This is a genomic window from Micromonospora sp. PRAS1 (assembly GCF_059553435.1).
In genome coordinates this window covers 182748-208151 of record NZ_JCANNB010000010.1, presented here as the reverse complement: position 1 = coordinate 208151, position 25404 = coordinate 182748, and the positions used below count along the sequence as shown (strand labels likewise).

The 25404-nt window shown below is 66.5% G+C and carries 14 protein-coding genes and 2 pseudogenes; 6 read left to right on the top strand and 10 right to left on the bottom strand.

Features of this window, described 5'->3' with window-relative positions; all coding sequences use genetic code 11:
- Positions 1–117: 117 nt before the first annotated feature.
- The 4 genes and pseudogenes from AC507J_RS12725 to AC507J_RS12710 form a co-directional block, all read right to left on the bottom strand.
- Positions 118–939 (bottom strand): annotated as a pseudogene (locus AC507J_RS12725) (IS110 family transposase); the annotation flags it as partial.
- A 966-nt stretch (positions 940–1905) separates the two neighbouring features.
- A complete protein-coding gene (locus AC507J_RS12720; protein ID WP_496289333.1) occupies positions 1906–2889 on the bottom strand; it encodes an acyl-CoA desaturase in 984 nt (327 codons plus the stop codon).
- Positions 2890–3031: 142 nt separating this feature from the next.
- A complete protein-coding gene (locus AC507J_RS12715) occupies positions 3032–4030 on the bottom strand; it encodes a hypothetical protein (protein WP_496289332.1) in 999 nt (332 codons plus the stop codon).
- Positions 4031–4485: 455 nt separating this feature from the next.
- On the bottom strand, positions 4486–5415 hold the full coding sequence (locus tag AC507J_RS12710; RefSeq protein ID WP_496289331.1) for an alpha/beta fold hydrolase: 930 nt from the start codon (positions 5413–5415) through the stop codon (positions 4486–4488).
- Positions 5416–6102: 687 nt separating this feature from the next.
- Between AC507J_RS12710 and AC507J_RS12705 the strand changes: the two are divergent.
- Positions 6103–7002, top strand: a pseudogene (locus AC507J_RS12705) (transposase); the annotation flags it as partial.
- Between the two features lie 293 nt (positions 7003–7295).
- Here the strand turns inward: AC507J_RS12705 and AC507J_RS12700 are convergent.
- From AC507J_RS12700 to AC507J_RS12680, 5 genes are all read right to left on the bottom strand, one after another.
- Positions 7296–8255 (bottom strand): HNH endonuclease, encoded by a 960-nt coding sequence (locus AC507J_RS12700; protein ID WP_496289330.1) that lies wholly within the window; start codon positions 8253–8255, stop codon positions 7296–7298.
- A 158-nt stretch (positions 8256–8413) separates the two neighbouring features.
- Positions 8414–9520, bottom strand: a complete 1107-nt coding sequence (locus AC507J_RS12695) for an AAA family ATPase (protein ID WP_496289329.1) — start codon at positions 9518–9520, stop codon at positions 8414–8416.
- Entirely contained in the window at positions 9517–11325 is a 1809-nt protein-coding gene (gene drmB / locus AC507J_RS12690) for a DrmB family protein (RefSeq protein ID WP_496289328.1), read from the bottom strand. Before drmB ends, AC507J_RS12695 begins: the two co-directional genes overlap by 4 nt.
- Positions 11322–14468 carry a helicase-related protein gene (locus AC507J_RS12685; protein ID WP_496289327.1) on the bottom strand — a complete coding sequence of 1049 codons (3147 nt, stop codon included), beginning with the start codon at positions 14466–14468 and terminating at the stop codon, positions 11322–11324. The genes drmB and AC507J_RS12685 overlap by 4 nt, the downstream gene beginning before the upstream one ends.
- The gene (locus tag AC507J_RS12680) at positions 14465–16051 is read right to left on the bottom strand and encodes a nuclease-related domain-containing DEAD/DEAH box helicase (RefSeq protein ID WP_496289339.1); all 1587 of its coding nucleotides are present in this window, start codon (positions 16049–16051) and stop codon (positions 14465–14467) included. Before AC507J_RS12680 ends, AC507J_RS12685 begins: the two co-directional genes overlap by 4 nt.
- A gap of 79 nt (positions 16052–16130) precedes the next feature.
- Here AC507J_RS12680 and AC507J_RS12675 point away from each other — a divergent pair, with 79 nt between their 5' ends.
- From AC507J_RS12675 to AC507J_RS12665, 3 genes are all read left to right on the top strand, one after another.
- Positions 16131–17303, top strand: coding sequence for a sigma-70 family RNA polymerase sigma factor (locus AC507J_RS12675; RefSeq protein ID WP_496289326.1), 1173 nt, complete (start codon positions 16131–16133; stop codon positions 17301–17303).
- 390 nt (positions 17304–17693) lie between these two features.
- Positions 17694–18134, top strand: a complete 441-nt coding sequence (locus AC507J_RS12670; protein WP_496289325.1) for a very short patch repair endonuclease — start codon at positions 17694–17696, stop codon at positions 18132–18134.
- A gap of 56 nt (positions 18135–18190) precedes the next feature.
- Positions 18191–19525, top strand: a complete 1335-nt coding sequence (locus AC507J_RS12665; RefSeq protein ID WP_496289324.1) for an ATP-binding protein — start codon at positions 18191–18193, stop codon at positions 19523–19525.
- Here AC507J_RS12665 and AC507J_RS12660 read toward each other — a convergent pair.
- Complete coding sequence (locus AC507J_RS12660) at positions 19513–21402, bottom strand: DNA cytosine methyltransferase (RefSeq protein WP_496289323.1); 1890 nt, start codon at positions 21400–21402, stop codon at positions 19513–19515. The two genes, AC507J_RS12665 and AC507J_RS12660, sit on opposite strands and share 13 nt — an antisense overlap.
- Positions 21403–21741: 339 nt before the next feature.
- Between AC507J_RS12660 and AC507J_RS12655 the strand changes: the two genes are divergently transcribed.
- Both AC507J_RS12655 and AC507J_RS12650 read left to right on the top strand, forming a co-directional pair.
- The gene (locus tag AC507J_RS12655; protein ID WP_496289322.1) at positions 21742–24405 is read left to right on the top strand and encodes a Z1 domain-containing protein; all 2664 of its coding nucleotides are present in this window, start codon (positions 21742–21744) and stop codon (positions 24403–24405) included.
- Positions 24402–25394 carry a PD-(D/E)XK motif protein gene (locus AC507J_RS12650; protein ID WP_496289321.1) on the top strand — a complete coding sequence of 331 codons (993 nt, stop codon included), beginning with the start codon at positions 24402–24404 and terminating at the stop codon, positions 25392–25394. The genes AC507J_RS12655 and AC507J_RS12650 overlap by 4 nt, the downstream gene beginning before the upstream one ends.
- Positions 25395–25404: the final 10 nt, after the last annotated feature.

Sequence of the window (25404 nt, the reverse complement as noted above, 5' to 3'; positions counted from 1 at the left end):
CACCGCCCGACGACGCAGATCCTCCTGCGCCGCAGAGGAAAGAGACCGCGTATCAGACACCACAACACCCATACATACCCAACGATAACGACATATTTGGGTTACGGCTCAATATTAGGTCAGGACCTCGGCGAGAGGGTGCGCATCGAGCATCCTCTCGACCTCGTCGGCGACCTGGTCGCGTTGTCGCAGAACGTCACGGAGGCTGTCAGCCAGCCGGGGCAGGACCGTCTCCGCTGCCTGGGTGCCGGGGACGGTGACGGTCTGCTCGTCGAGGGCGGTCATGATCTGGGCGACCAGCCGGTCGCCCAGGCGCGGGGCGTGTGGGCCGGCGATGGAGGTCAGTTTGCGTCGGCCGGCCTTGCGTAGCCCGGCGGGTCCACCGCAGCGCGACAGCAGTTCCAGTACGGCCTTGTGCTGCACTTTCGGCCCCAGGACCCGTTCGAGTGCGGGGTGGATCTGGGTGAGCAGCCCGCGGATGCGGTTCGAGATGCGGGTGGCCTCGCCGGCGAGGTCGTCGTCGAAGCCGACCAGGACTTCCAGCTCGGCCAGGGTTTCGTCGCCGACGTCGACGCGCCGCAGGGTGTGCGGCAGGGTGCGGGCCGCGTCCGCGATGACGTAGGCGTCGCGGGCGTCGGTCTTCGCGTTGCCGGGGTGCAGGTCGGCGATCCGACGCATCGCCAGACCGGGCAGGTAGGCCACCTGATGCCCACACGCCCGAGCCACCGCGATCGGCAGGGCGCCGATCGAGGCCGGCTGGTCGACCACCACCAGAATCCGGCCGTGCCGGGCGAGTCTGTCGAACAACTGCCGCAACCGGGCCTCAGTGTTCGGCAACGCCGCGTCGTGCAACCGTCTGCCGTCCGGGGCCAGCCCGACCGCGTGGTGACCGTCCTTACCGACGTCCAACCCGAGGAACACGCCGTAGTCGCCGTGCACCCCACGCCTCCCTCACCTCGTCACCTACCTCGGCCGCCGGGTCTGAGCGTCGGACTGCCGGCACCCACGTTACGAAGAGACCAACCCCGAACACCGGGGCGGCCGTGTCCCTATCAGCGGTCCGCCGACGCCACCCGACCCGGCGACAACACCCCCCGGATCATCCACACGACAGGGGCAGGAAGTCATACCGGGCCGGGCGACCGAGGAGTCCCCGGCTGGGGACGATCAAAAGGTAACGGGGGCGCATCGCCCAGGCGCGGGCGGAGGGCTGGGCGCGGGTGTGGTCGTTGCTCCACCGGCCGCCAGCAGCCCGCGCCGGAGGTCGGGAGATCGGAGCAGGTGTGGTGGTCCTAGACGTCGACGCGCCCTCGGTCATGATCCCGCGCCGACCACACCACCGTGCGTCCGACGTCGGCCACCGCCGCGTCGGCTGCCGCCCGCAACATCGATTGCGCGCCAGCACGGCAGACACCGCCTCAGTGAACGCCCCGCCGACAGCCGGGCTCATCGCAACACCGGCGGCGCTTGCAGCACCGCAGCGCCGGCTGCCGCCCACCCAGACCGGCAGCGTCAGCCCGACCCCATCAACTTGTTGCCCTCAATACGTCGGAGGACTCCTTCGCGGCTGCATCGAGGAGCTACACCGCTTCCATGGCCTTCACCCTGAATTCGCGGGGCGGGGCAGGGCCACTCCCTCTGCCCCACCTCAACGGGCGAGACCTCTAACGATGCCGCAGGCTTCGCGTCATACTACGGACCGCTCAGTCACTCCCCCTGACAGGGCTTAGGGCTTTCGACGCCGGGCTTCGACCCGACCCGTTTCCAGAGCGAGCCTCCAGCCTGCTACTGGACTTCCTGTCAGCTACCCGGACCGGACTTCCACCAGCAGGCGACGACGAGCTTACGAAGCCAGATGAGCCGCACTCTCACCTCTAGGTCCGCTGAGCGCACGAATCATCGAACCTAACCCTTCGCGGATGACACGGCATTGCGTCTGAGCTCATGAATAGGAAGTTCTCGGCCCTCTGTATCGACCTGAGGCCAGCGAACATTCCAGGCCCATCCGGCCTTCTCAAGGACCCAGATCACGCGAGCCGCCATATCGATCTGATGGGGTAGAACCCCGTGACGAGCACAGGCGGGATCTACGTGGTGGGAATTGTGCCAGCTTTCACCAAACGAAATAATCGCCAACGGCCAGAAGTTGGCAGCGCGATCGCGGCTTGGGAATGGACGGCTCCCCACAACGTGACAGATTGAGTTGACGGACCATGTAACATGATGAAGAACAGCCATGCGTATCACCCCTGCCCAGAAGAACCCTGTCAAGGCACCATTCCAAGTACCAGAAACCATGCCACCAATCACACCGGGAACTAGGAGTGACGCCGCCGCGAATAGCGCGAACAGGCGGCCGATGAGCCGGAGATCCGGATCCGCATCAATGTCCGGGGCAAACCTCCTGCGAGAACTCAGCTCGCCCTTAAGCATCCATCCGAGATGCGCGAAGATGAGTCCCTTGAGCACAGAATTCGCGTCGCTGCCGTAACGCCATGGCGAATGGGGATCGCCTTCGCGGTCGGAAAATGCATGATGCCTTCGATGATTAGCCACCCACTGGACAGGCGATCCCTCGACCGCGAGCGATCCAGCAACCCCCAAGGCTATCTTCAGACCGCGACGAGCCCGAAAGGAGCGATGCGTGAAGCACCGATGATACCCAACCGATATTCCGAGCCCGGTAATTAGGTAGCCGGTGAGCATCATTGCAAGATCGAGAGGCGATATTCCCCAGCCCCACACGAGTGGAATCGCGAGAATAAGAGCAATCAGAGGGCCTACTACGAAGATCCACATCGTAATGTGGGCGGCCCTGGTTTGCGGTGTGTCTAGCATCGGCGCGCTTGCCCTGACCGTCCCGCCTGAGGTGGATCCAGAAACGCTCATAGTGTCTCCCTAACGCAAGCATTAACAACCACTCCTGCAAAACTGCCGCCCAAAACTACTGCATTGGGCGCTCACTCCTTTCGACGCCTTGCCTTGTTGCGCGAGAGGCACTTTAGAAGGTTTGGGTTGTTCTTGACCGGCATCACAACTGAGTAGAAACCCGAACGAACTGGAAAAGTGCATACAGGCCCGGTAAAATTTTGAGGATTCCACCGCCGATATTCGCGATCGGTATACTTCGCCAAGTGATCAGGTCTGTGGCGGCAACTATAAACTGTCCAGTACTCAGACGTCGCTCGTTCCCAGTTCCTGGGCGAGTCAGCAGCCATGACGGGGCGGTATCAGCTACGAAAATAATCACCTGCCTAGCCTCGGAGGGACTTTCACGAGCCTCCTCATCGATAAGGCGCCGCCGTAGACTCTCCTGCACTGATTTGTGAGCTTCCAGCATTCGACTAAAGGACGCCGCAATAATGACAAGGTTGGACAGAACTCCAATAGTAGCCATTGCCATTGAGACCAAAAAAGTCCATTGCGCGCCACGCAAGATGTCGACAATTGCCAGCATTGACAACGCGAAGTTCACGGTGGAAACATAAATTAGCATCAGCATCCCAGTGACAGGACTCCACCCGTAACTGTCGTCGCGCCATCTTGGAACGTATTCGAATGGGATGGCCTCTGGAGGTAGTTTGCGGGTCGCCAACAGGACCACGCCTAGCCTTAGGTACAACCATCCGGCGCGCGTTGCGTAGTAAACCCCTAGCGAGCCAACCAGAATAGCAATTACTGCCATAGCGGGGCGGTGATGGTAGTTGGCCCACCAGCCGTCTCGTAACACTTCGACGTTGGAAATGCCGTACTGGTCCGTGGATGCTAGGATTTCGAACAGATATCCATGACTAATGTATCGTGAATACAGCCAGACCGTTAATGCGATCGACAGAAAAATGTGGAGAGCCCTGAGCGGCGCCTTAAAGTCTATGCTCGCTTCAAACTTTCGGACCAACTTGGCGAGATTCTCCGTAGCCCTCGTCTGCGTGAGAAGACCCGTCACCCTGACTGCATCGACAATCCTTGAAAGGCGCCGACGCAGGAGATGATATGCGACCAACGCGAATGGCGACGTGAAGGTGAACACCATTAGCGGTATATCGGCCAGGAAGGGAACACTGGTGCATGCCGAAGGCCCAGGCGATGGGAGAAAGAAGAGGCTAGCGGCGAATCTTCCGGCGCTATCGCAGGCAGGGCTGTAGGCAACACCGGCTAGGGCCGAGGCTCCAAGCACGGCACCAAAGGTTGCGAGTGGCAGCCCGCCCAGCCATAGGACCTCGTGCCTGACACTCGTTACGATGGCGGGCCAGAATCCGCTTCTCCCACGGATGATCCCTGCCCCAACAAGGCGTATGCGGACTGACTGAACTACGCCATTTCCCCCCTTCAGCAGTTGGGACATTAGACCCATCTTGCTAAAGTCAACCAGTAGGGCAAGACCTCCAATAGTGCGACGTGCAATTGACGTCCAGCGTCTGAGGTGGAGAAGAGTCGGCTTGTCACTCGGTGCCGGTTTCTTGCCGTCCTCCACCGTAGGCTTCACTATGCCCGCGTCCAGAGCTGCAGCGCCTTTGCTACCTCGATAGGACGCTCGATGTGGTGCAAGTGGCTCGAGTCAGATATTAACGTGGACTTCGCATTCGGTTGGTCTTGCAGAAAGCGCATCATATCCCTCGCTCCCACAAGTACGTCACTTTCGCCGAACGTCGCTAAGATTGGGCAGCGCACCTTCGACCACTGACTTTTCGGATCGTATCCGGCTGCGTTGGCGGCCATTAGGAGGAAGCCCTGAGGATTGTGCTGGCTTAGCAAAGCCTTCACTACCGACTCCTTAAGCTGCTTTGGATGTGTTGCGGCCGGCGACAGCAGCCATCGAAAGAGTCCGAGTCGATTTATGAATCTGAGAAATGTAGTACCAAACCTACCCGTCATTGCTAGCAGGTATTGAACTTCGAACGTTATAGCAGTCTGCGGCCACTGGAGTATGCTCGCTATTGGATGCTGCAGCGTGGCTAGTATTGAGTAGAACGGCCCAGCCGCCAAATGCAGTGATATGATTCTGTCGGGGTTCCTGCTGGCCATGTCTAGTGCCATGAAGCCGCCCAAGGAATGGCCCACGATCCGGATCTTCCGATAGCCCAACGAAGAAGCGGTAGCCAAGATCGCTTCGCCGACGCCCGCTAGGTCGAGCCGATCCAGCCTATTCTCCGAATCGCCAAATCCGGGAAGATCGACAATTATTTTGTCGTGTGGGTCAGACGCCATCGACGCTTCTGCAGCAAGCATCGGCGTCCATGTACTCCAATCGGCCGCTATGCCGTGAATGTAAACCGTTCCAACTTTTGATACATGTTTTCGACTAACCCTACTTACAAGTGATCCGTAAGCTGTCTCTGTGGAAACAGTTACAAGATCGAACTTGTCCTGGTCTGCATCTATCTCGAACGGGCAATACTCCAACATCGGCTCCATTCGTACGCTGCGTGTCGCGCGAGCACTTGCCTCAATACCAGCACGCGCTCCAACCTAAAGGTTCCTCAGCGGCAGGGCCCGTCGTTTCTCCTCTAGCGTCTCGGTGATGGCTTGTGTATGTCGTCGGCCGTGAAGTGTTAGCGCGATGGTGGAAATCGCGGCGGGTGTTAGCGGGGTTGGCTTTGCAGCGCAACGGTGGCCGTTTAGGGTCAGAGCAGAGTCCTTGTTGGCGGCCTACCGCTAACGATGTCGATCTCGCGGGTGCCGCGATCGCTGGCAAGGACTTCATGACCACCTCGGCAACGAAACTCCATGGTCCACGAATCGGCCGGACACCGGTAGCAACGCAGGCTCCGCGAGGGAACCACATGAACAGCCCAAGAGCGGTTCATGAAGTGGTGCCATGCTTCGTCCCTCATGCTGTGCACGTCGATCGGTCTCCTCCACACCCATTCCTGCCTCATTCGCCAAGCCGCTCAGCACTTATATAAGCCCCTGATCGTGATCGCGGGTTGAACAAGTACGCGGCGGCCTGTCGTTGGTCCGGATAGAGGAACCTCCCGGTAGGACAGCAGTCGACCGAAGCACGGCCCGCCATCGCTGATTATCCTCTACAAAGCGGGACAGAGCTAGAGATCATTTTGTCAGGAACTCGTGCACACCATCGATCGTGCGCCTCTAGCAGGGGTCCTGATCTCGTCCACTTGGGATGCCTGGTTTGCGTCGGCGGTTGGCGACGGACGCTGTCGATCTGGTGGCGCCCCGTGTGGGGGTGCTGGATGACACCGGGGTTTCCCAAGGACGGCAAGGCTTCTGCGTGTGTTGCTTACTCCCGGCACGCTCGGCAAGATCCCCCACTGCCAGATCGCCATCAGCGTCCATGCGGCGTCCGACACGGCGTCGGCGGTGGTGAACTGGCGACTGATCGTGCCCGAGTCCTGGGACGACACGTGCGTGCCCGGCCCGGACGGCAAGCCCGTGAACTCGCACGCCCGTCGGCTGCACCAACAGCCGGTCACCCTCGACCAGACCGGAGCGGAGAACCACATGTTCGCCAGCAGGTGTTGCCCGCCGAGCGGATCGACCAGATCCGCCGGCGGCGCACAGCGTCGAAGGTCCCGACACTGAGCGGCACCGGCCGAAGTGGCTGATGGTTCTGGAAATGCTCGATGAGTTGGCCGAATGAGGGCTGCGTCCGCCGCTGCGCCGACGCCGGCTACGGCTAGGCCGCCGAGTTCCGCCAGGGCCTGACCGAACGCGGCATCAGCTACATCGTGGCGACCACGTCGAGCACCAGCGCTCAACCCGGCGACGCCTATCCCGTCGAGGTTCCCTACACCGGAGTCGGCAAGCACCCCACACCGAACTACCCCACCCTGCTCGCCACCTGAAGGACCTCGCCCTCGCCCACGCAAAAAGCTTGGTGCGCTGGCGTGCCCGGCTACCCGCACCCGGCCGCGGCCCGAACCGGCCTGTCGCAGAGCTGTCCGGGCACTTCTTCGCCCTGCGGGTGCGCCCCGCCGGCCGGGCCAGCCGACGCGGCCGCACTGCGGCGACGACGGTGTCCTGCGCGAATGCTGGCTGCTCACGTTTGAGTTCCTTGTCAGCTTCCTTGGAGCGTCGGTAGATCCGTTCGAGATCCCCGATCAACTCCGCGGCGACCCGCCGTCGGGCTTTGCCGACCGCGTCACGCGGCCGGACCGCGGCCAGCAACGCTTTGGCCTGAGCGGCGGACAGATTCTTCTTTGCCCCACCCGCAGTCAGGTCCAGCAGCAGTTGGTGCAGCTGGGACACCATCCGGGTGTGGTCCTCACCCAGAGACCGACGCCGGTCGGCCGGAATCGGGTCCGGTGTAGGCCTGGCCTTGGTATGGGCGGACTTCACTCGGCCTCGACGCGGTGCTGGATCCAGTGCTTCTCCATCCAGGCGATGTGACCGGGTTCGGGCGTGATCGCGAGCCGCTGGCCGTCCAGAGTCGCGTAGCCCTGGTACGCGAGCAGGTCCTCACGCAGGCTGATTGTCAGGGTGTTCGGGTCGACGGCGATGTCTCCCTGGTCGAAGAGGCGGTGGAGGTCACGCCTCATGAGCAGTCCACCGTCGTCGTGGTGCAGACCGACTGCGGCGTAGCTGTAGAGGTGCGCGGCCTCCAGCGCAGCGGCGGGACCGGGTCCTGTGAACGCGCAGACGGGTCCCATGGTCGCGAGCAGGCGTCGCCTGAACTCGCGTTGGCCTACCCGTACGCGGACCCGCACCTGCCGGTGGCCGTCCCTGCCCGGCCGCTGCTGGGCGGTCGACGTGTGGAAGGCTGCGACGGCCCGTGATCTACCGACGTTCTCCAGTGCCTCGAGGAATGCGTCCCATCGCAGTGCCCGCATGCTGAGTTGGGAGCGTGGGGAGACGCAGAGGGCGCGCAGGGTCTGGCCGTCGAGGCAGCCGCCGAGGTCGATCCAGTTGGCGTCGTGGCGGGTGCGGAAGGTTTCTACGCGTGCGACCCGGGTGGAGGCGGTCTCGAACGTGTCCGAGCACGGGAAGCAGCGGAACTGCGGTGACTGTCGCTTGCGTCGCTTGATGTTCGCGCCGTTGCACCGTGGGCAGCGGTAGAGAATCTTCTCGGCAGAGCCTGTTTCGATGGCCTCGATCAGGGAGGCACCGATGACGGCTTTCTTGTCCCACAGGACGATCCTGTCGCCGACTGCGACGGTACGGGCGTTCGGGACGGTGTCGTCCCAGCTGTAGTGCACGTCCGGGTCGTCGTCGTACCCATCGTTGCCGCCGTGTTGCCGGTCTGCTCCGGTGGCCAGCATCAGCCATGCGTTCGGCGGGTCGTCGACGGGGCCCATGGACGTACCTTTCTTCCGGTGTTCGCGGATCTTGTGCATCCCGGTCAGGCCCGGTGTCCTCCGGGGGCCGTGGGCGACTCGTCCTCCTGACCTCCGGTCGTCTGCGGAGGGGTGTCTCCCCACCGCACCCCCTGACAGCAGACCGTCGGGGCCTGCTGTCAGGGGGTGTAGTCCGAGAGGTCGAGCAGTTCCTTCGGTAGCGCCTCGACGATTGCCGGTTCACCTGTTCCCCGGTACACGAAGGTCAGGTCGCGCCGCGCGCGGGTGATGAGTACATACATGCCCATCCGTACATGGTCGTTGGTGATGTCACCGGGGACGTGCTGGAGTTCGGGTGCGAAGACCGCGTCGAACTCCAGGCCTTTCACACTCTGCCAGGTGATGAGCTTGATGCCCGGGCCGCTGAAGGCGGGGTCCGAGAGGCCCTCGGCGCGGGCGCCGCTGACGTAGCCCTGTACGGGGTTTACGGTGCGGCCGCGCAGCTGGTGGTGGTAGCTGAAGACGTCCCTGGCGCGGTGCAGGATGACGCCGATGGTGCTACTAGGGTGCTGCTTCTCGTGCCGCAGCAGGTGGTCGGCCACCTCGGATGTCTGGTCGACCCTGAGCAGGCGGGGTGTGGGGCCGTCCGGCAGTGTGTCCGCGGTGCCGTCGCCGGTCTGGAAGTGGTCGGCGAGGGCGCGGATCTGACGGCTGTTGCGCACACTGCGGGGAAGCACGACCGGATCGCCTGTTGTTGCCGCGGCGGCGATCTCGCGGATGGTGCTCTGCCGTTGCCCGATGCGTTGGTTCTCGTCGGCGAAGACGCTCACGGACGAGGCGAGGGCGCCGAGTGCGACGTAGAACGCGGGCGGCATGTCCTGACCCTCGTCGACGACGAAGTACGGTCGTTGTTCAAAGGCAGGTGGCTCGTTCATGATCCGGGTGAGGCAGGCCATCCAGTCGATCTCGTATCGTTCGAGCATCGGAGGGCTGCGCCGGTAGTGTCCCTGCCAGAATGCGAACATCCATTTGTGGTAGGTCGTAGCGATGTCCGCCGTGCCGATCTGCGCCACTGCGGTCCGCGTGTAGGCCGAGAGCACCTTGCTGTACATGAGCATCACCGTCGGTCTGCCCGACCTGTGCAGGGCAGCGGCCCGGTAGATCGCGGTGACGGTCTTGCCTGTTCCCGGGCCTCCGGTGACGAGATGCGACTGTTCGAAGGGGAGGGCGAGCACGTCGCGCTGGGCGGGACCGAGCCGGGTGATCGGGGGTAGCTGGAGTGTCATGCCGTACCTGCCTGGGCGGCAATGAGCTCGGCCAGGGGTTCCCGCATGAAGCCGTACCCGTCGTCGATGACGAGAGTGCGGTCCAGCAGCACGTTGCCCATCGTGCAGCTGGTTTCGGGGACCAGGGCGCAGGCGTGGCAGGCTGCCATTGACAGTCCGGCGGGGCCCTGCGCGGTCGATTCGCGGCACACGGGATCCAGGGAGCACCAGCGGGCGGTGGCGAGAGTGGCGGCGACCGTCGTGACCAGCCGCTCCGCTTCACCGGCGCGGGCAAGTCCGCCGAGAGTGCCTTCGACGTCGCCCGCGGCGGTGTAGATGAGTATCCCAGCCATCGATGTATCGGCGCCCGGCGTGTTGGCGTAGATCCTCTCGCGCAGCGAGGAGGAGGGGTAGCCGGCGTCGAAGGCCAGTTGGCGCATCAGGAGGTGGGCCAAGGTGTGCAGCAGGACGAGCCGTGGAGTGGGAGTGGCCTCGATCCACCTGGCGTGCATGCTGCCGGTGAAACGCCTGTGCAGCGTGTTCGCCTGCCTCACGACCGGCGTCTGGAGCTCCCAGCGGCGGAGGTTGTCCTCGTCGAGGACGAGGAAGATGCCCTCGCCGTAGACCTCGACGGCAGGCAGGGAGCTGCTGCGGGCCCCGAGGTCGGCCGGGATGCGGGTGTCCATGGTGTGGCGACGGAAGCCCCGCAGGACCCGGACCTCCCGTAGCCGGTCGACCAGGATGATGTCGGATATCAGCCGCCTGAGGCGGTCGACGACGGGGTCGAGTGCCCCGTGCCCCGCGGGAGCTGGGAAGGGCGTGGGCCGGGTGATGAAGCGGTCGTCGGGATGGTGTTCGTCGCGCGGGTGGGTCAGCGCCTTCCATTCGCGCTCCGCGAGGTCCTCGGAGGTCTCCGAGTCGGCGTCGGTGACGGTGGCGCCGAGACGGTCGTTCAGGATGGCGACCACCTGCTTCTCGGTGACGTTCTCCTGTTCCGCGACGAAGCTGATCAGGTTGTCGCGCATCGGGCCTTCGGGGTCCTTGTGCAGCAGCACGAAGTAGGGATTCTGTTCGACTCGCGCCGCGGTGCCGCCCCAGACGACCCAGTCGGAGTCGGGGGGCAGGTCGATCGCGGATCCGGTGTCGGGGAAGTAGACGCTGGAGGCGCCCCGCTGCAGGACGACGGGCGTCTGGTCGCAGGTGACCGCCTCGGAGTCCCGTTGCCACGGCTGCCGGCCGCGGCAACGGATGCCGATGCGGGTCAGGGCGTGTGGCGAGGTGAGGTCGGACAGGTTCCTAGCGGCCCGGCAGGTCCGGCACCGGACCTGGAGGGACTCCAGTCCGCCACCCACCGTGGTGAGGTGCTCGAACTGCAGCTCGGGGCGGCCGCACTGGCGCTGCTCACGTCCCTGCCCACCGCCGGAGTGGGCCCACTGGACCCAGGGCACGTCGTCGAGGTGGCCGTTGCCGCACACTTCGACGAATCGCATGGGAACCAGCTGGGGTCCTCTTCTGCAGTGGGTGCACTGGGGGGCCTTGCCGGCGCGTTCCCGGCGGACGCTCCAGTGGGTCATGGTGCGGCAGGTGCCGCAGAACAGCCACTGGGGGAACCGGTAGTAGGGCAGTCTGCCCTCGTTGTGGGCCGGGGGCAGGCGCAGCTCGTCCACCCCGAAGTGAGCAGCGACGCGTGGGGCGTTCAGTGTCGTGCGCCGGCCCTTCCAGCGGGTCACGTCCTCGGCGACGAAGGATTCGCCGAGCATGTCGACGATCGCTCCCACGCCGAACGGTGACAGTGCCTGCATGCGTCGCAGCCGACGGTCGGTCACTTGTCCTCTCCCCTCACGGACATCCGGGCCTCCGTGTCGACGTTGCGCATGGAATCGAGGGTCGGCCAGCCCGGTCCCGGGACATCGAACTTCCTCAGCAGCTGGATGCGTTCACGTCCGCCGCCGGTGTAGGTCAGACCGCCGAGAGGGTGGGCACGGTCGACGAGTCCGGCCCAGTGTTCCTCGAGCCGTTCTACGTGTCGGGCGACGTCGTCGGCCTCGTGTGGGTCGGCGGCCCGGGCACGTGCGATGAACTCCTGGACGAGGGTCCGCCAGGCGGGGTCGTCCGGGTCGAACGCGGCGGCGTCCCGGTCGTCGCGCCAGGTGTGCGCGTGGCGGGCGAGGATCACCAGGCCGGCATGCAGGGCCCGGGTGCGGGCCGGCACCGAGAACGGGGTGACGGAGGTCGGTTCGACGGCCCGGTAGAGGGAGGTGTGGTAGGGGATGAACGATTCGTAGTGCGAGCGGTCACGGGGCTTGGATGGGGAGTACAGGGTGACCACCAGGCCGGGTTGGCGCCGCCCGACCCGGCTCGAGGCCTGGATGTACTCGGCGGTGGTCTTGGGCTGGCCGACGACCAGCATGAGGCCGAGTCGAGGCACGTCGACGCCGACGGAGATCATGTTCGTGCTGGGTACGAATGACACCGCTCCGGTCTGGCCCCGTTGCAGGAACAGCCGTTGCAGGTGGCGGGGGATGTCGGCCGGGGGAATGTTGCTGGTGAGCTCCATGATCTCACCGTCGTCGAGGTGACGCCGGTCGTCCTCGGCGGGTGCGATGACTCCGAGGCGGGCGGGGATGTCGTCGTGCGCCAGGGTGACCGTTTTGCCGAGTTCCCGCAGACTGTTGTGGTAGGCAACGAGGGTCCAGTAGGCATCGGCGGCCTGCGGACCGAGGGGTAGCTCGACAGGGGCGTTGAGCATGGCCGCGGACAGGTGCACCATCGCCGTCAGGGGGGTGTGGCCCTGCGGCATGACGCCGGCGTAGAGCCGGCCGGGCCGGCTGTGGTCCGACCGGACGAAGTAGGAGTCGTCGGCGTCGAGGCCGGAGGGCGGGAAGAGGGCTATGGGACGTCCGAAGACGCCGCGGGACTGGGCGTCGGCGCGACGGATCGTGGCCGTCGAGGCGACGATCTTCGGGCGGGTGCCGTGGCGGGTCATCGCCACGTCGAAGGCCGCCTCGTAGAGGCCGACGACGGTGCCCAGCGGCCCGGAGATGAGGTGGAACTCGTCCTGGATGATCAGCGCGGGGCCGGGGTCCGGCCCGGCACCGATGAACGCCCCCGCCCGCGGTTCGCGGGTGAACCGGGCGAACTTGTCCACGGTGGCGACCAGCAGGGTCGGCGGGTCGGTGTAGAGCGCGTCGTCGACCGACGAGACCGGCAGGGAGGTGTGGAAGTCGCAGGAGGCGTTGGGGCAGTTCATGCGGAAGCTGTTGTTGTCCGCCTTCACCCCCCATGCCTGTTCTGGGGCATCGCCTGACGGGAGTATCCGGGTACCGCACCAGGGGCACCCGTCGACCTGGAAACTCTTGGTCGTGGGCTCCCGGTTCCTGATGGTCTCCAGCAGTTCGACGGCGTCGGCGAACCTGTTGGGGCTGTTGTTGCCACCCACCCAGATTCCGATCGTGACCGGTCGGGTACCGAGTTCGTCCTGGTGCTCGCGGCGGATCAGTTCACTGGCGCAGATCAGGGTGGCCGCCCGCTGGAACTGCTGCGCAGTCAGCAGCCGCAGGGTGTAGCGGGTGATGACGGTGGTGCCCGCCCCTGCGTCGCCGAGCGTCAGGCGGCGGTGGAAGACGGTGAAGGCCACCAGACCGAGGTACGCCTCGGTCTTTCCGCCACCGGTGGGGAACCAGATCAGGTCCACGAGATCCCGGTCCTCGTGGCCGGTGTCCACGACCGAGGGCAGGGACAGGAGGATGAACGCCAGCTGGAAGGGCCGCCAGCGTCGTCCCGGGTCGTCATAACCCGGTGCCGCCGGGACCGGCTCGTCCCAGTCCCGGCCGGTGGCGGCGAACGGGGGGCCGCTGCGGACCATCTGCATCAGCATCGCCCTGTTCGCCAGGACGAAGGCCCGTCGCGCGGTGGGGTCCCGCTGCAGGAGCAGCACACCTTCACGCATCCGTGCCCGGGCCCGGTCTATGCGCTCCAGGAGCCGGTCCGCGGCAGCGGCGAGAGGTCGTGCGACCTCATGGCGGCGGGCGTGGATCCCGCGCGCCCAGTCGTCGTAGTTGTCGACGAAGGTGAGTAACCTCCCGGTGACCTCCGCCGTGTTCCGTTCCAGCCCGGCGAGGTAACGGAGGCCCAGTGCCTCCTTGTCGCCGGTGAGGTCGAACGCGACGTCGGGGACGACGTGGCTGGGCACGAACGTGGTCTGCACCGACGTGGCGTGGTCGCCCTGCGCCTCCCAGGTCGCGGCGGCGCCGTGCCCGAGGGCGAAGACGGGGATCTTCCGGTAGAGCAGCGCCAGCTCTTCCTCCTCCTGGTCGACGTGCAGGCGCAGCGTGGACGGGTAGGGGGTGATGACGGCGTCGACCGGGCTGCACCGGAGGCTAACCTGGAGCAGGCAGTCGGAGGGCTCCAGTCTCCCGTGTTCCGACAGGGTGCGCCTGTTGACGAGGGACACGGTGACGAGCGCCCCTCCACCGAAATCGCGCCAGACTACGTTGACGCAGGCGTCCCCGTCGAACAGGGACTTCCTGTTCTGCCGTCCGGTCGAGGGGGGTTCGACGTACACGGCTTCGTCGCCGGTGGCCGCCAACGACTGACGTCGCCACTTCTGCCGGTCCTCCCGCAGGTACCGTCCGGCCGTCACCTCGATGCGCAGGGTGGACCGGGTGCTGGTGACAAAGCTGAGACCCACCGAACTCGGCAGCATCTGTCCCGCCAGCGCCACCGGGTCCTCGTCGGCGTCCGTCCCGTCGGCGGATCCGGGCACCGGGGCGTCGTCGGCGATGTCGTCGCCGTCGCCAGCGTCGACGGACGCCTCGCGGGGAAAGAGGATGCCGGCGAGGTACCGGCGGTCGGGTCGCTCCGTGAGGACCTCCTCTTCGCCGTTCCAGGGGCCCGTCAGCTGGCGACGGAGGTATTCCAGGACGAATGTCCGTTCCTCGGCGCCGGTCGGGTCGGTCGTGATGCTCACCGGTCGTCCTTCCGTTGTTGCGTCCGTTCCGCGGTGGCCAGCCAGAGTCCGACTCTCGCGCGTGTCATCCCGACGTAGAGACCGCGGTTCTGTCGGGAATCCACTGTGCCGACGTCGGCCAACAGGACGAATCTGCTCTCGAGCCCTTTGAAGTCCTCGACCCTGGCGAACGCGACGCGTCCCCGGGTGGGTCGCCGGAGCGTCTGCAGGTCGAGCACGTCGACACGGTGCCGCCACCGGGCCGGGAGTTCCGCGAACAGGGACTCCTGCAGCGGCAGCGGTGACAGCAGGATGATCTCCGAGGTCGGTATCCCGTTCTCGTGCAGCCGGTCCAGCTCGGCCCCGGCCGCGGCGGCCCGCCTGGCCCGGTCGGGCTCGCTGACCAACACCACCTCGGGTCCCTCGCCGGCGGACGAGACACCGGTGTCCGCTCCGGTCATCCGCTGTGTCGAGGTGACGATCTGCCGCGTGTTACGGCAGTTGTCGCGTAGCAGCAGCTCGGCGGGCCGTAGCGACCTCAGGTAGGCCAACGCCTCGTCGTCGCAGGAGCCGACCAGTCCCCGCTGGTTGTTGCTGTCGAGCAGCAGGTACCAGCTGCCGTCGGTCAGACCACCCACGAGCCGGCTGTCCAGGTACGACAGGTCGGTGAAGTTGACGACGTCCTGGGCCTCGTCGACCACGACGACATCGAAGGCACCGTCGGTGCCGGCCGGCAGGTTGGCGAACGGAACGACATGGACGTCCTGCATACCGGGCTGGTGCCGAACGAATCCGGCGACAACCTGGCTGCGGCAGGTGAACAACGTCCGTTTGCCGTCCGCCGCGGAGCGGCGGCACAGTTCTGCGGCGAGCATGGTCTTACCCGTCCCCGCGCCGCCCTCGACGAGCAGCCGCGGGTTGCGCTCGACACTGTCGAGGGTGCGGTACTGGCCGGCGGTGAGGGCGACGAGGTCGGCCTCCGCGTCCGTGACGATCTGGCGCAGGGTGGGCACCGCGTCGAAGTCGGGACGCAGGGCCTGCAGGATCTCCCGCAGGAAAGGTTCCTCGAGCGTGGCCTGACGCCCCCCGGGCTTCGCCCGCCAGTAGTCCGCCATCCGGTTGAGGCCACGGTGCAGACCGTCCGTCCGGTCGAGCTGCCGACGGTCGATCAGGTTTTCGTCGTCCCATTCCACCGGGGTCTGTTCGGGTAACTGACAATCGGGGAACACGACGGCGTACCCGACGGTGACCCGGCGCATCGCCTCACGGCCGAGGCGGTCCTCGAGGCGCCGCTGCAGGGTGAACATGGCGCTGGACGCCTGGGCGAAGGGGCTCTCCCGGCGTCGCCGCTCCGTACCGGCGCGGTCGACGTGGGTCCAGATGCCGTTCGTGCAGCTGACCCGTCCGCCCTTGACCTCGAGTACATACACACCGCGCCGTCCCGCAACGACGAAGTCGATCTCGCTGACGCGCTTCCAGCCGTGTTCAGGCAGATTGAGGCTGTGCAGCGCGAAGCTCCATCCCTCATCCACGAGTTTGAGATGTCTGTGTATCCGAGCCTCGGCGGCGCTTCTCACTGACGGGGAAATCACCTCAGGAACCATCCGCACCCGGCAGATTGTGCACGATGGAGCCCCGGTACGCCTTACCGATCTTCGGTCGTCGGGAGCGAGACTGTCCGGTATGGATGCTCCGACCGACGATGAAGTTGTCGAGACGTGTGTGAAGCTGCTAATGGCGCACGTCCGTGACGGTACTGTGCGGGCACGCGAGGTGGACAGCGTTCTCGGTCTCGTCGGGGAGGCACGTCCCGCCCTCCGGCAGCAGGTCGTCGCCAGGGTGACCGGCCTGGATGTGGACATCCTCGAACCGGAGGACGCCGGGACATCCGCGGACGATGGGCCGGCGGGGGCGACCGACCCGGCACTCATCGAACGGAGTACCTCTGAGGCGCGTCTGCTGCTGCACAGGGACCGGAGGGCCTCCCGCCCCTGGGACCGGCTGCTGACGGCGTCCGAGGAGGTCGGCCTGGCACTCCTGCTGCGCGGGGACCGGTACCTGCCGCACGAGGAGGTTCCGAACGGCTACCGGGCGGGTCTGGACGCGGCTGACGAACGGGCTCGGGCGTTTGACGCAATGGTGCTGCACAACCGTCGGCTCGTCGAGGCCGTCACCAGCAGATACGCGGGGCATGGACTGGATACGGAGGACCTCGGCCAGCACGGCGTCATCGGTCTGATGCGGGCGGTGGAGCGGTTCGACCTTACCCGCGGCCTGAAGTTCTCCACCTACGCGGTCTGGTGGATCCGTCAGGCCGTGACGAGAGCGGTCGCCAACGAGGGCCGCGTCATCCGCCTGCCGGTACACAAGGTGGACCAGGTGCGTCGGGTGGTGGCCGGCAGGGACCGGCTGCTGGCCCTTTCCGGGCGGGCGACGGTGTCGGAAATCTGTCACGAGGTCGGTCTCGAACCGGAGACGGTTCTCGAGTGTTTGACGCTGCACGCCGGTATGACGTCGTTGGATCTGCTCGTCGGTGACGGCGCCACGCGGCTGGCCGAGTTTGTCACCCCGGACCGGGACGCCGTGCGGCCGGACGTCGTGGCGCAGCGACGGGAGACGATGACCATCCTCCGTGCCTCGTTGGCGGATCTCCCTCCACGGTCGGCGGCGATCCTGGGTTGGCGGGCCGGTGTCGGCACGGGCGAACCGCTCACCCTCGACGAGATCGGACGCCGGCTCGGGATCAGCCGGGAGCGTGTGCGTCAACTGGAGAGGAGTGCGCTGCCCCGGTTGAGGGAGCGGATGAGGGCCCGTCTGGGTGACGCCGTGCCCGAAGCCACGGAAGCCGTGTGTTGACCCGGGTCGGACAGCGGCGGCGGATCCGGCGGTCGGCCCCCGAGATCGCCGGGAAGGCGGCAGCCGGGCGGTCATGGGGAGTCGGCGACACCCATCTCCCGGGCCGGTCGGAGCCGGTATCCCCGACAGCAACAGGCAACACCCTGGGTGTGCAGCCGAATTCACAGTGTCACTGCCGCAGGGGTGTGGGGCGCCCAGCGGTGTCCCTACCCTCCCGCCGGACCCGGGACCGATGATCGGACCGGCCGGGACGGAGGGTTCCGGCCCTCATCGACGGCCCCGACAGGCGGGACACCCCCGCTCGGGTGCCGCGCCGCCACGACAACCATCCGCGCGGGACCGGAACCCGGAGACGATGCCGTGAACGTCGGAGCGGTAGCGTTTCCGGCGATGACGCGCCGCCCCACTGCTCTCAACGCCGCCGTGTCGGCGCAGATGAGCCGGATGCCACGGTCACGGACCAAGCCCGAGATGGCCCTGCGGCGGGAACTGCACCGACGTGGCCTCCGGTTCCGGGTGAACCATTCCGGTCTGCCGGGCAGGCCGGACATCGCCTTCACGCGGGCACGACTGGCGGTGTTCGTCGACGGCTGCTTCTGGCACCTGTGCCCCGACCACGCGGTGCTGCCGAAGAACAACGCCGCTTGGTGGCAGCAGAAACTGCACCGCAATGTGCAGCGCGACCGCGAGAAGGACAGGGCGTTGGAAGCGCTCGGCTGGACCGTGCTGCACGTGTGGGAACATGAGGATCCGGTCGCGGCGGCGGATGTCGTCGAGCAGCACTGGCGGGCACGGCGCCGGTCAGGTACCGCCGCGCCGACGGTTCGGTGAGGCGAAGGACACCTGTGGCATCCTGGTCCTCCTTCAGGACGTGAGCGGAGGTCTCGATGCCGGACCGGGTGTGGTACGACGTGTCGCCCTCGGCCGCGCGGCTTACCGGGTCACTGCGCGACATCGGGTACGACTTCCCGACAGCGGTGGCGGACATCGTCGACAACAGCGTCGCCGCCGGCGCCACACGCATCGATGTCACGGTCGAGTTTGCCGGACAGAACTCCCGTGTCGTGATCGCTGATGACGGCCACGGCATGTCCGCCGGACAGCTGACCGAGGCTCTCCGGTTCGGGAGCCGACGTTCATACCGACCCGGTGAACTCGGCCGGTACGGCCTCGGTCTCAAGACCGCCTCACTGTCACAGTGTCGGAAGCTCACCGTCGTCAGCCGCAGCAGCCGGCCATCGGCGCGGACGCACGCCCGACAGCTGGACCTTGACCTCGTGGAGGAATGGGACCAGTGGATCGTGGTGGCTCCGCCTTCGCAGGATCACGTGGCCCGTCACGCACGGCAGTGGCTGGCCGAGGGCCCCGGCACAGTGGTCGTCTGGCAGGCGCTCGACCGTGTACTGCCCGAGAAACGCCCCTCGGGCGGCTGGGCCCGTCGACGCCTGGAGTCCATGGCGGCACGGACCTCGCAACACCTCAGCATGGTGTTCCACCGGTTCCTGGAAGGCACCGGTGGAGCCGCACCGCTGGTGATCTCCGTCAACGGCCAGAAGCTGCAACCGTGGAACCCGTTCGCCCCGCAGGAGTCGCACACCTACGAGCTGCCCCGCAAGCAGTTCGAGATCGAGACGGAGGGCGGGTCGGGACTCGTGCATCTCCGACGGTTCGTCCTGCCGCCGCGTGACCGTTTCTCCTCCGTGGCGGAATTCGAACGTCAGTCCGGGCCCCTGAACTGGAACCGGCAACAGGGCCTCTACGTCTACCGCTCCCAGCGGCTGGTGCAGTGGGGCGGATGGGGTGGGATCCGGGGAATCGACGAGCATACGAAACTCGCCAGGGCCGCACTGGATTTCGACAACGATCTCGACACCGCCTTCAACATCAATGTCGCCAAGATGCGCGTCAGTCTGCCGGCCCAGTTGCGGCAGATCCTGGAGGCACCGGTCAATGAGCTGTGCATCCTGGCCAACGACGCCTACCGCAAGAGCCCGCGGCGCCCGACGCGACCGGTGCCCGCGGATGTGGACGTGTCACCCGAAGTGCGGGCGGCCACGCACGCAGCCGCCACCGCCGGCCTCGCCCTGCGCATGGCCGCGATGCAGGCCGACCAGTGGGCGGCCTGGGAACGCATCGAGGCGGTGCTGCGCGAGCAGTTCCCGGACGTCGGGCAACTGCTCGGCTTCGATGACCGACCGGATCTGCCGGTTCAGAACAGCTGAGGCTGGTCGGTGCGCGCTCCCGCACACTTCTTGACCAGCGGACACTGCTGACACAAGGGCTCCACCGGGCGGCACAGCGTGTTGGCGAGCTCGATCAGACCCAGGTGGGCGGCGCGGGCATCGCTGTCGATGCCGATCATGCGTGCGATCTCCAACCGGCCGTCGGTGAGGCGGTTCCGCCGGTCGACCGGGTGACCGCTGAACCGGGCGGCGACCCTCAGCACACCCTTGATCACGAGGACGGGTTCCTCGGACTCGTCCTCGGTACCGGCGGGCACGACCAGGACGGCGAGGTCCGCGACCGAGTCGTTGAGGCCCGGGACCCGCCGCAGGGAGTCGTCATCGCGCAGCACCTTCGGATCGTCTGCCAGTCGCTGGGCGAGTTCGATGACGGTCCCGGCCCGGTTCGCCCGGGAGATGAACCCACCGGTGCGGCGCAGGTTCTCCTCGGCGGACACGGTGTCCTGGGGCTGCCGCCAGTTACGCAGCAGGGTCCACACCTTGCGCATCACCTCGGGGTGGGCGCGGTCGAGCAGAATCTCGGCCTGAATCACCTGCCACCGCGTCTCCGCGCGCAGCCAGGGAATGCCGCTGACCTGACCCGACTCGAACCACGTCGACAGCGCCGAGGCGACCTCCCGCGTCGACACGGCCGCCGGCCGGGGGTGGTCCACCGCCCGGCGGACCGCCCGGGACAGGTGCTCCCCGAGCAACGGCGGTACCGCGTTGCCGATCTGCTTGAACGCCGCCGACGGTGGGCCGGCGAACCGGAACCAGTCGGGGAACGTCTGCAGCCGGGCTGCCTCACGCACAGTAATCGTGCGGTTCTGCTGCGGGTGGATGTACCAGTAGCCGTCCTTGGCGATGTGCGCCGTGATGGTGCGCGACAGGTCGTCGCCGTCCAGACGTTTGTACTTGTCGTCGAAAATGTCGTCCCGGTACCGCTTGACCTCGTCGGGCAGGTCCGAATAGCGGGTCGTCGGTCCCATCATCTCGAAGGCCCGCAGGTCGTCGTCCCGTACCGGACGGGTGATGTGGTCAAAGACCTTGTGCGCGTCCCGGTCCGGCACCCCGGCCCGCATCCGCTGCTGGAAGCCGGTCACCGGCGTGCCGTACGGCGCCCAGCCCTCGGCGCCCCCTTCCGGACGCCAGCCGCCCTCCACCTCCGGCAGGTCGCCGATCGCGTTCCACACGGTGACCCGCTCAGGCCGCTCCTCGGGCCAGTCGAAGGCGACGCCGTCCCGCAGACCGACCAGGATGAGCCGCTGTCGGAACTGGGGAACCCCGTAGCGGAAGGTGTCGACCGCCTTCTCCTCCACCGCGTAACCGAGGGACTCCAACTCGTGGACCATGGTCCGGAGAATGAACATCTCCTTGTCCAGGGCCATGTCCGTCACGTTCTCCATCAGCACGGCCTGCGGCCGGGCCAGCCGGATGACCTCCAGGAACGAACGCCACAGGTCCCGCCGCTCGTCGTAGGGGTCACGCAGACCGTGGCGCACCTTGTGTCGGATCATCGACCGGCCGGCCTTGGAGAACGGCTGGCACGGCGGTCCGCCGGCCAGAAGCTCCACACCGGCCTCCCGTACGAGGTCGGCGACCTGGCGGATCCGCGCCGGTTCACCGAGATCCCAGTTGACGCTGAGACCACCGTGGTGGTGCCGGTGGGTCTCGACCGCCTCCGGGTAGTGGTCCACGGCCAGCACGACCCGGTAGCCGGCGTTCTGCATACCGAGACTCAGACCGCCGGCCCCACTGAACAGGTCCGCCGCCAACCGCTGTCCCTCCCGGCGGGCCGCATGGGCGTACCGCAGCAGCTCGTCGGCGTCAGCGACAGCATCGGGGTGGGGCGCCAACTGCACAAAGGGCCCGCGCACCAGTCTGACCTGGTACTTCCCCCGTCTGGCGACGGGTTCAACTGCGGTGGGTTCTGCGTCGGCGCGGTCGGTCACGTGCACGAACGTTACCGGCGCCGGCGCCGGCAGCGCAGCCTGGCCCGGATGGACGGGTGACGGTGGCTTCCCGCCGGGAGAACCCTCCGGGGAGTCGGATCGGTGGGCGGCACCGACGTCTCGGCGCGTCCGGCCCGACCGACCGGACGATCGAGTCGTCTCCACGGGCGGTGACATCACGCAGTCATGCTGTATACGTGTTTACCGAACATCGCTCTGTTTCAGCGGGGCACATCGAAGCAACACCATGACGGAAGGGCGGCGATGCAACGGATCAGCGACGAGGACCTCAACGACCTCGTCGAACAGATCGCCAGTTCCGTGTACGGCAACAGGACACTGCCGGCGATCCGGCGCAGTCTCGGGAAGTTCGTGCCCGCCCACATCCTCGACGCCGCCATTCTGGAATACCAGACACGTGCCGGCCGCCCCCGTCACCTGCACGAACCCCGAGTCCTGACCGGTGACACGGCCCAGCCGCAGCCGTGGTACATCCGCCGCTCCGACGATGCCTTCTGGCCTGCCCTCGAACGCCGTCTGAAAGAGTCCGGTCTGGACGAAACCCCGCTGACCAGCATCGACAACGCCTCCAGCAAGGTCGTCTCACTGGTTCCCCCACCCGGCAGGAAACAGTTCAACAGCCGCGGGCTGGTCCTCGGACATGTCCAGAGCGGCAAGACGACCAACTTCATGTCCGTAGCCGCGAAACTGTGCGACACCCGCTACCGGTTCGTGGTGGTCCTGTCAGGGATCACCGACAACCTGCGGGCGCAGACGCAGGAGCGGCTCGAGGAGATGCTCGTAGGCGACGACCGGGGTCGCTGGCACCTCCTGACCGACAGGGAGACCGACTTCGACGACAGACAGTCCCGTAACGCCGCGAACCTGCTGAGCAACCCCGACCAGCGTCTGCTCGCGGTGGTGAAGAAGAACCCCTACCGGCTGCGTAAGCTCGCCCGCTTCCTGGAGGCCGCGGGAACCATCCTTCAGGACTGTCCCATCGTGGTCATCGATGACGAGGCCGATCAGGCCAGTATCGACGTGGGAGCCCGGGGACGACGCTCGACCATCAACCATCTGATCCGCCGCATCCTGAGCAAGCCCAAGGTCGCCTACGTCGCCTACACGGCGACGCCGTTCGCGAACCTGCTCATCGATCCGACCGTGCCCGACGATCTCTACCCCGCCGACTTCATCGTCGATCTGTCCCCTCCCGATGACTACTTCGGCGCCGAGCGGCTCTTCGGCCGTGACCTGCTCGCCTACGACACCGGGTCCGTCAACCGCGGGATGGACGTCGTCCGTACGGTGCCGGACGACGAGGTCCCCCTCGTCCGGCCACCGGGCGCCCGCGCCGGCTTCGGGGACTGGACACCTACCGTCACCGACAGTCTCGCCGACGCCGTCCGCTGGTTCGTCCTGGCCACCGCCGCCCGCCGCTGCCGCGACGGAGGCCCCGCCGACTCCACCATGTTGATCCACACATCGATGCGCGCCACCGCCCACCAGCGGACCGCCGAGGTCGTCAGGGCGTTCCTGAAGGACCTCGACAACTCCTGGTCGGACACGGACACCACGGTGCGGGACCGGCTCCGCCGGCAGTGGGAGCAGGAGACGACCCGGGTACCCGCCGCCGGCCTCGCACGCCGGACCGTACCGTGGTCGCAGCTGTGCGAGCGGGTTCCGGGCGTCCTGGCCGACATCGACGTGATGGTCGACAACTATCAGTCCGATGTCCGACTCACCTACGGCGAACGGCCGGTCACCGCCATCGCCATCGGCGGCAACACACTGTCCCGGGGGCTGACCCTCAAAGGTCTGATCTGCAGCTACTTTGTTCGGGCCGCCTCCGCATACGACACCCTGCTGCAGATGGGCCGCTGGTTCGGCTACCGCCGGGGGTACGAGGACCTGCCCCGGATCTGGATGACCGAGGAACTCGCCACGTGGTTCGTCGACCTTGCCACCGTCGAAGCCGAGATCCGCCAGCAGATCCACCGGTACGAGACCGAACACAAGACACCCCGGGAGTTGGCGGTGATGATCCGCAAACACCCGGCCATGGCGGTGACATCGGCCGCGAAGATGCGCGGGGGCATCACCGTCCGCTACAGCTTCGGGTCCCAGGTCATGCAGACCATCAAGTTCCAACACCTCGACCGGGACTGGCTACAGCACAACATCGACGCGGCCGGGCGTCTGCTGACATCGGCCGGTGCCCTACCGGGGGTCCGCGAGGTACCGGTGCGCGCCGGCCGCACCGCGCTGACCGGCGTACCCGCATCGCGGGTGATGGCGTTCCTGCGCGACTACCGCTTCCACGAGCGCAGCCCGAGCCTCCACCCGGAGGCCCTGTGCGAGTACATTGCCAAACAGAACGACTACGATGCGTTGCGTACCTGGAACATCGTCGTCATCGGACAGACCAGCGACCACCTCGGCACGATGGAACTCGGCGGCAGCACGCACAACATGATCAACCGGAGTCGGCTCACCGTGCCCTCGGACTACGCCGACATCAAGGCCCTAGTGTCCACCATGGACCGGGTTGCCGATCTGCCCGCTACGTACAGGATCTCGAAGATGATCGACGGCGCGGCCACCGACCGGCGACTGCGCGAACTGCGCGACGGGCAACTCGGCGGCACCGGACTACTCTGCCTCTACCCCATCAGCAGGAACTCCACCGTCGAGCGGGACAACAGCACCCGTGGTTACCCGAGAGCCGATCTCGGCGCCGTGCATGACGTCCTGGGTGTCGGGCTGTTCTTCCCTGAGGCCCGCGGCCCCGAGGACCATGACTACGTCGCGGTCGACCTCTCCACCCTCACCCCGGGTGCCGAGGAGATCGAGACTGTCGACATCGGCGAGCTCGACGCCGCCGACGAGCGTGCCGGGGAAGCTGCCGCAGGCGGCACGCGGTCATGACCGGCGGGAGTGAGCAGATGTTCCGTCGGTTGGAAACGACCGATCCACCCCGGCAGATGAGTGTCCTGGACGGCCAGGTGCAGGTCGCCGCCGGGCCGGTCGCGGTCGGCATCGACGCCGTCGGACGACGGCACCTGCTCATCCCGCTGACCCACCGCCAACCCACCGTGCGGGACACCACCAGCCGCGGCGTGACGGTCACCACCCGGACCCTGGAGGACGACGCCCACCGGGCGTTGCGCTACGCCGACATCACCTGCGAACTCCCCGAACTCAACGACATCTTCGCCACCTTCAGCGACGAACTGTGCCGACAACTGCAGCAACGCCCCGGCGACCCGGGCAGCGTCTGCCTCGACGTCCTGCACCGGTGGCGTGAGCTGTTCTACCCGGCAGCCGGTCCGCTGCTCGGACCGGAGGCGCTGCTCGGTCTTCTCACCGAACTGCACTTCCTCGAACTCGTCATCACATGCGGTGCCCCACAACCCCTCGACCTGTGGACGGGACCCCACAACGGACGTACCGACTTCACCTCCGCGCAGGCAGCTGTCGAGGTCAAGGCGACCACCCACCGCGACCGCCTCATCGTCGACATCCACGGAGCCGGTCAACTCGACGAACGACCCGGCACGGACCTGTACCTGTACGTCGAACAGCTCGAACGCGACAGTGCCGGTGACTGTGTACCCGATGCCGTCGACAGGATCCTCGGCACCGGCGCGGACGTCGCTCTCCTACTCAACGCCCTCGACTCCGTCGGCTACCACACCGAGGACGCCGACAGGTACCGCCGGGACAGGTACCGGGTGCACCGCGCCGCGGCCTACCACGCCAGCAGATCCGGATTCCCCCGACTCACCCCGGCTGACCTGGACGCTCCACTGCAGCGGCACCTGGTCCACCTGAGCTACCGCATCGATCTGACCGCTGCCGAACACCACCTCACCTCCCCCTCCGCGGCGGCGGCCGCGCTGCTGGAGCAACCATGACCCCCACCAC

Bases quoted from the DNA above. Each gene is read 5' to 3' on its own strand.
- AC507J_RS12720 (WP_496289333.1), bottom strand. From the start codon at position 2,889: ATGAGCGTTTCTGGATCCACCTCAGGCGGGACGGTCAGGGCAAGCGCG.
- AC507J_RS12710 (WP_496289331.1), bottom strand. From the start codon at position 5,415: ATGGAGCCGATGTTGGAGTATTGCCCGTTCGAGATAGATGCAGACCAG.
- AC507J_RS12700 (WP_496289330.1), bottom strand. From the start codon at position 8,255: ATGGGCCCCGTCGACGACCCGCCGAACGCATGGCTGATGCTGGCCACC.
- AC507J_RS12695 (WP_496289329.1), bottom strand. From the start codon at position 9,520: ATGACACTCCAGCTACCCCCGATCACCCGGCTCGGTCCCGCCCAGCGC.
- AC507J_RS12680 (WP_496289339.1), bottom strand. From the start codon at position 16,051: ATGGTTCCTGAGGTGATTTCCCCGTCAGTGAGAAGCGCCGCCGAGGCT.
- AC507J_RS12675 (WP_496289326.1), top strand. From the start codon at position 16,131: ATGGATGCTCCGACCGACGATGAAGTTGTCGAGACGTGTGTGAAGCTG.
- AC507J_RS12670 (WP_496289325.1), top strand. From the start codon at position 17,694: ATGACGCGCCGCCCCACTGCTCTCAACGCCGCCGTGTCGGCGCAGATG.
- AC507J_RS12665 (WP_496289324.1), top strand. From the start codon at position 18,191: ATGCCGGACCGGGTGTGGTACGACGTGTCGCCCTCGGCCGCGCGGCTT.
- AC507J_RS12655 (WP_496289322.1), top strand. From the start codon at position 21,742: ATGCAACGGATCAGCGACGAGGACCTCAACGACCTCGTCGAACAGATC.
- AC507J_RS12650 (WP_496289321.1), top strand. From the start codon at position 24,402: ATGACCGGCGGGAGTGAGCAGATGTTCCGTCGGTTGGAAACGACCGAT.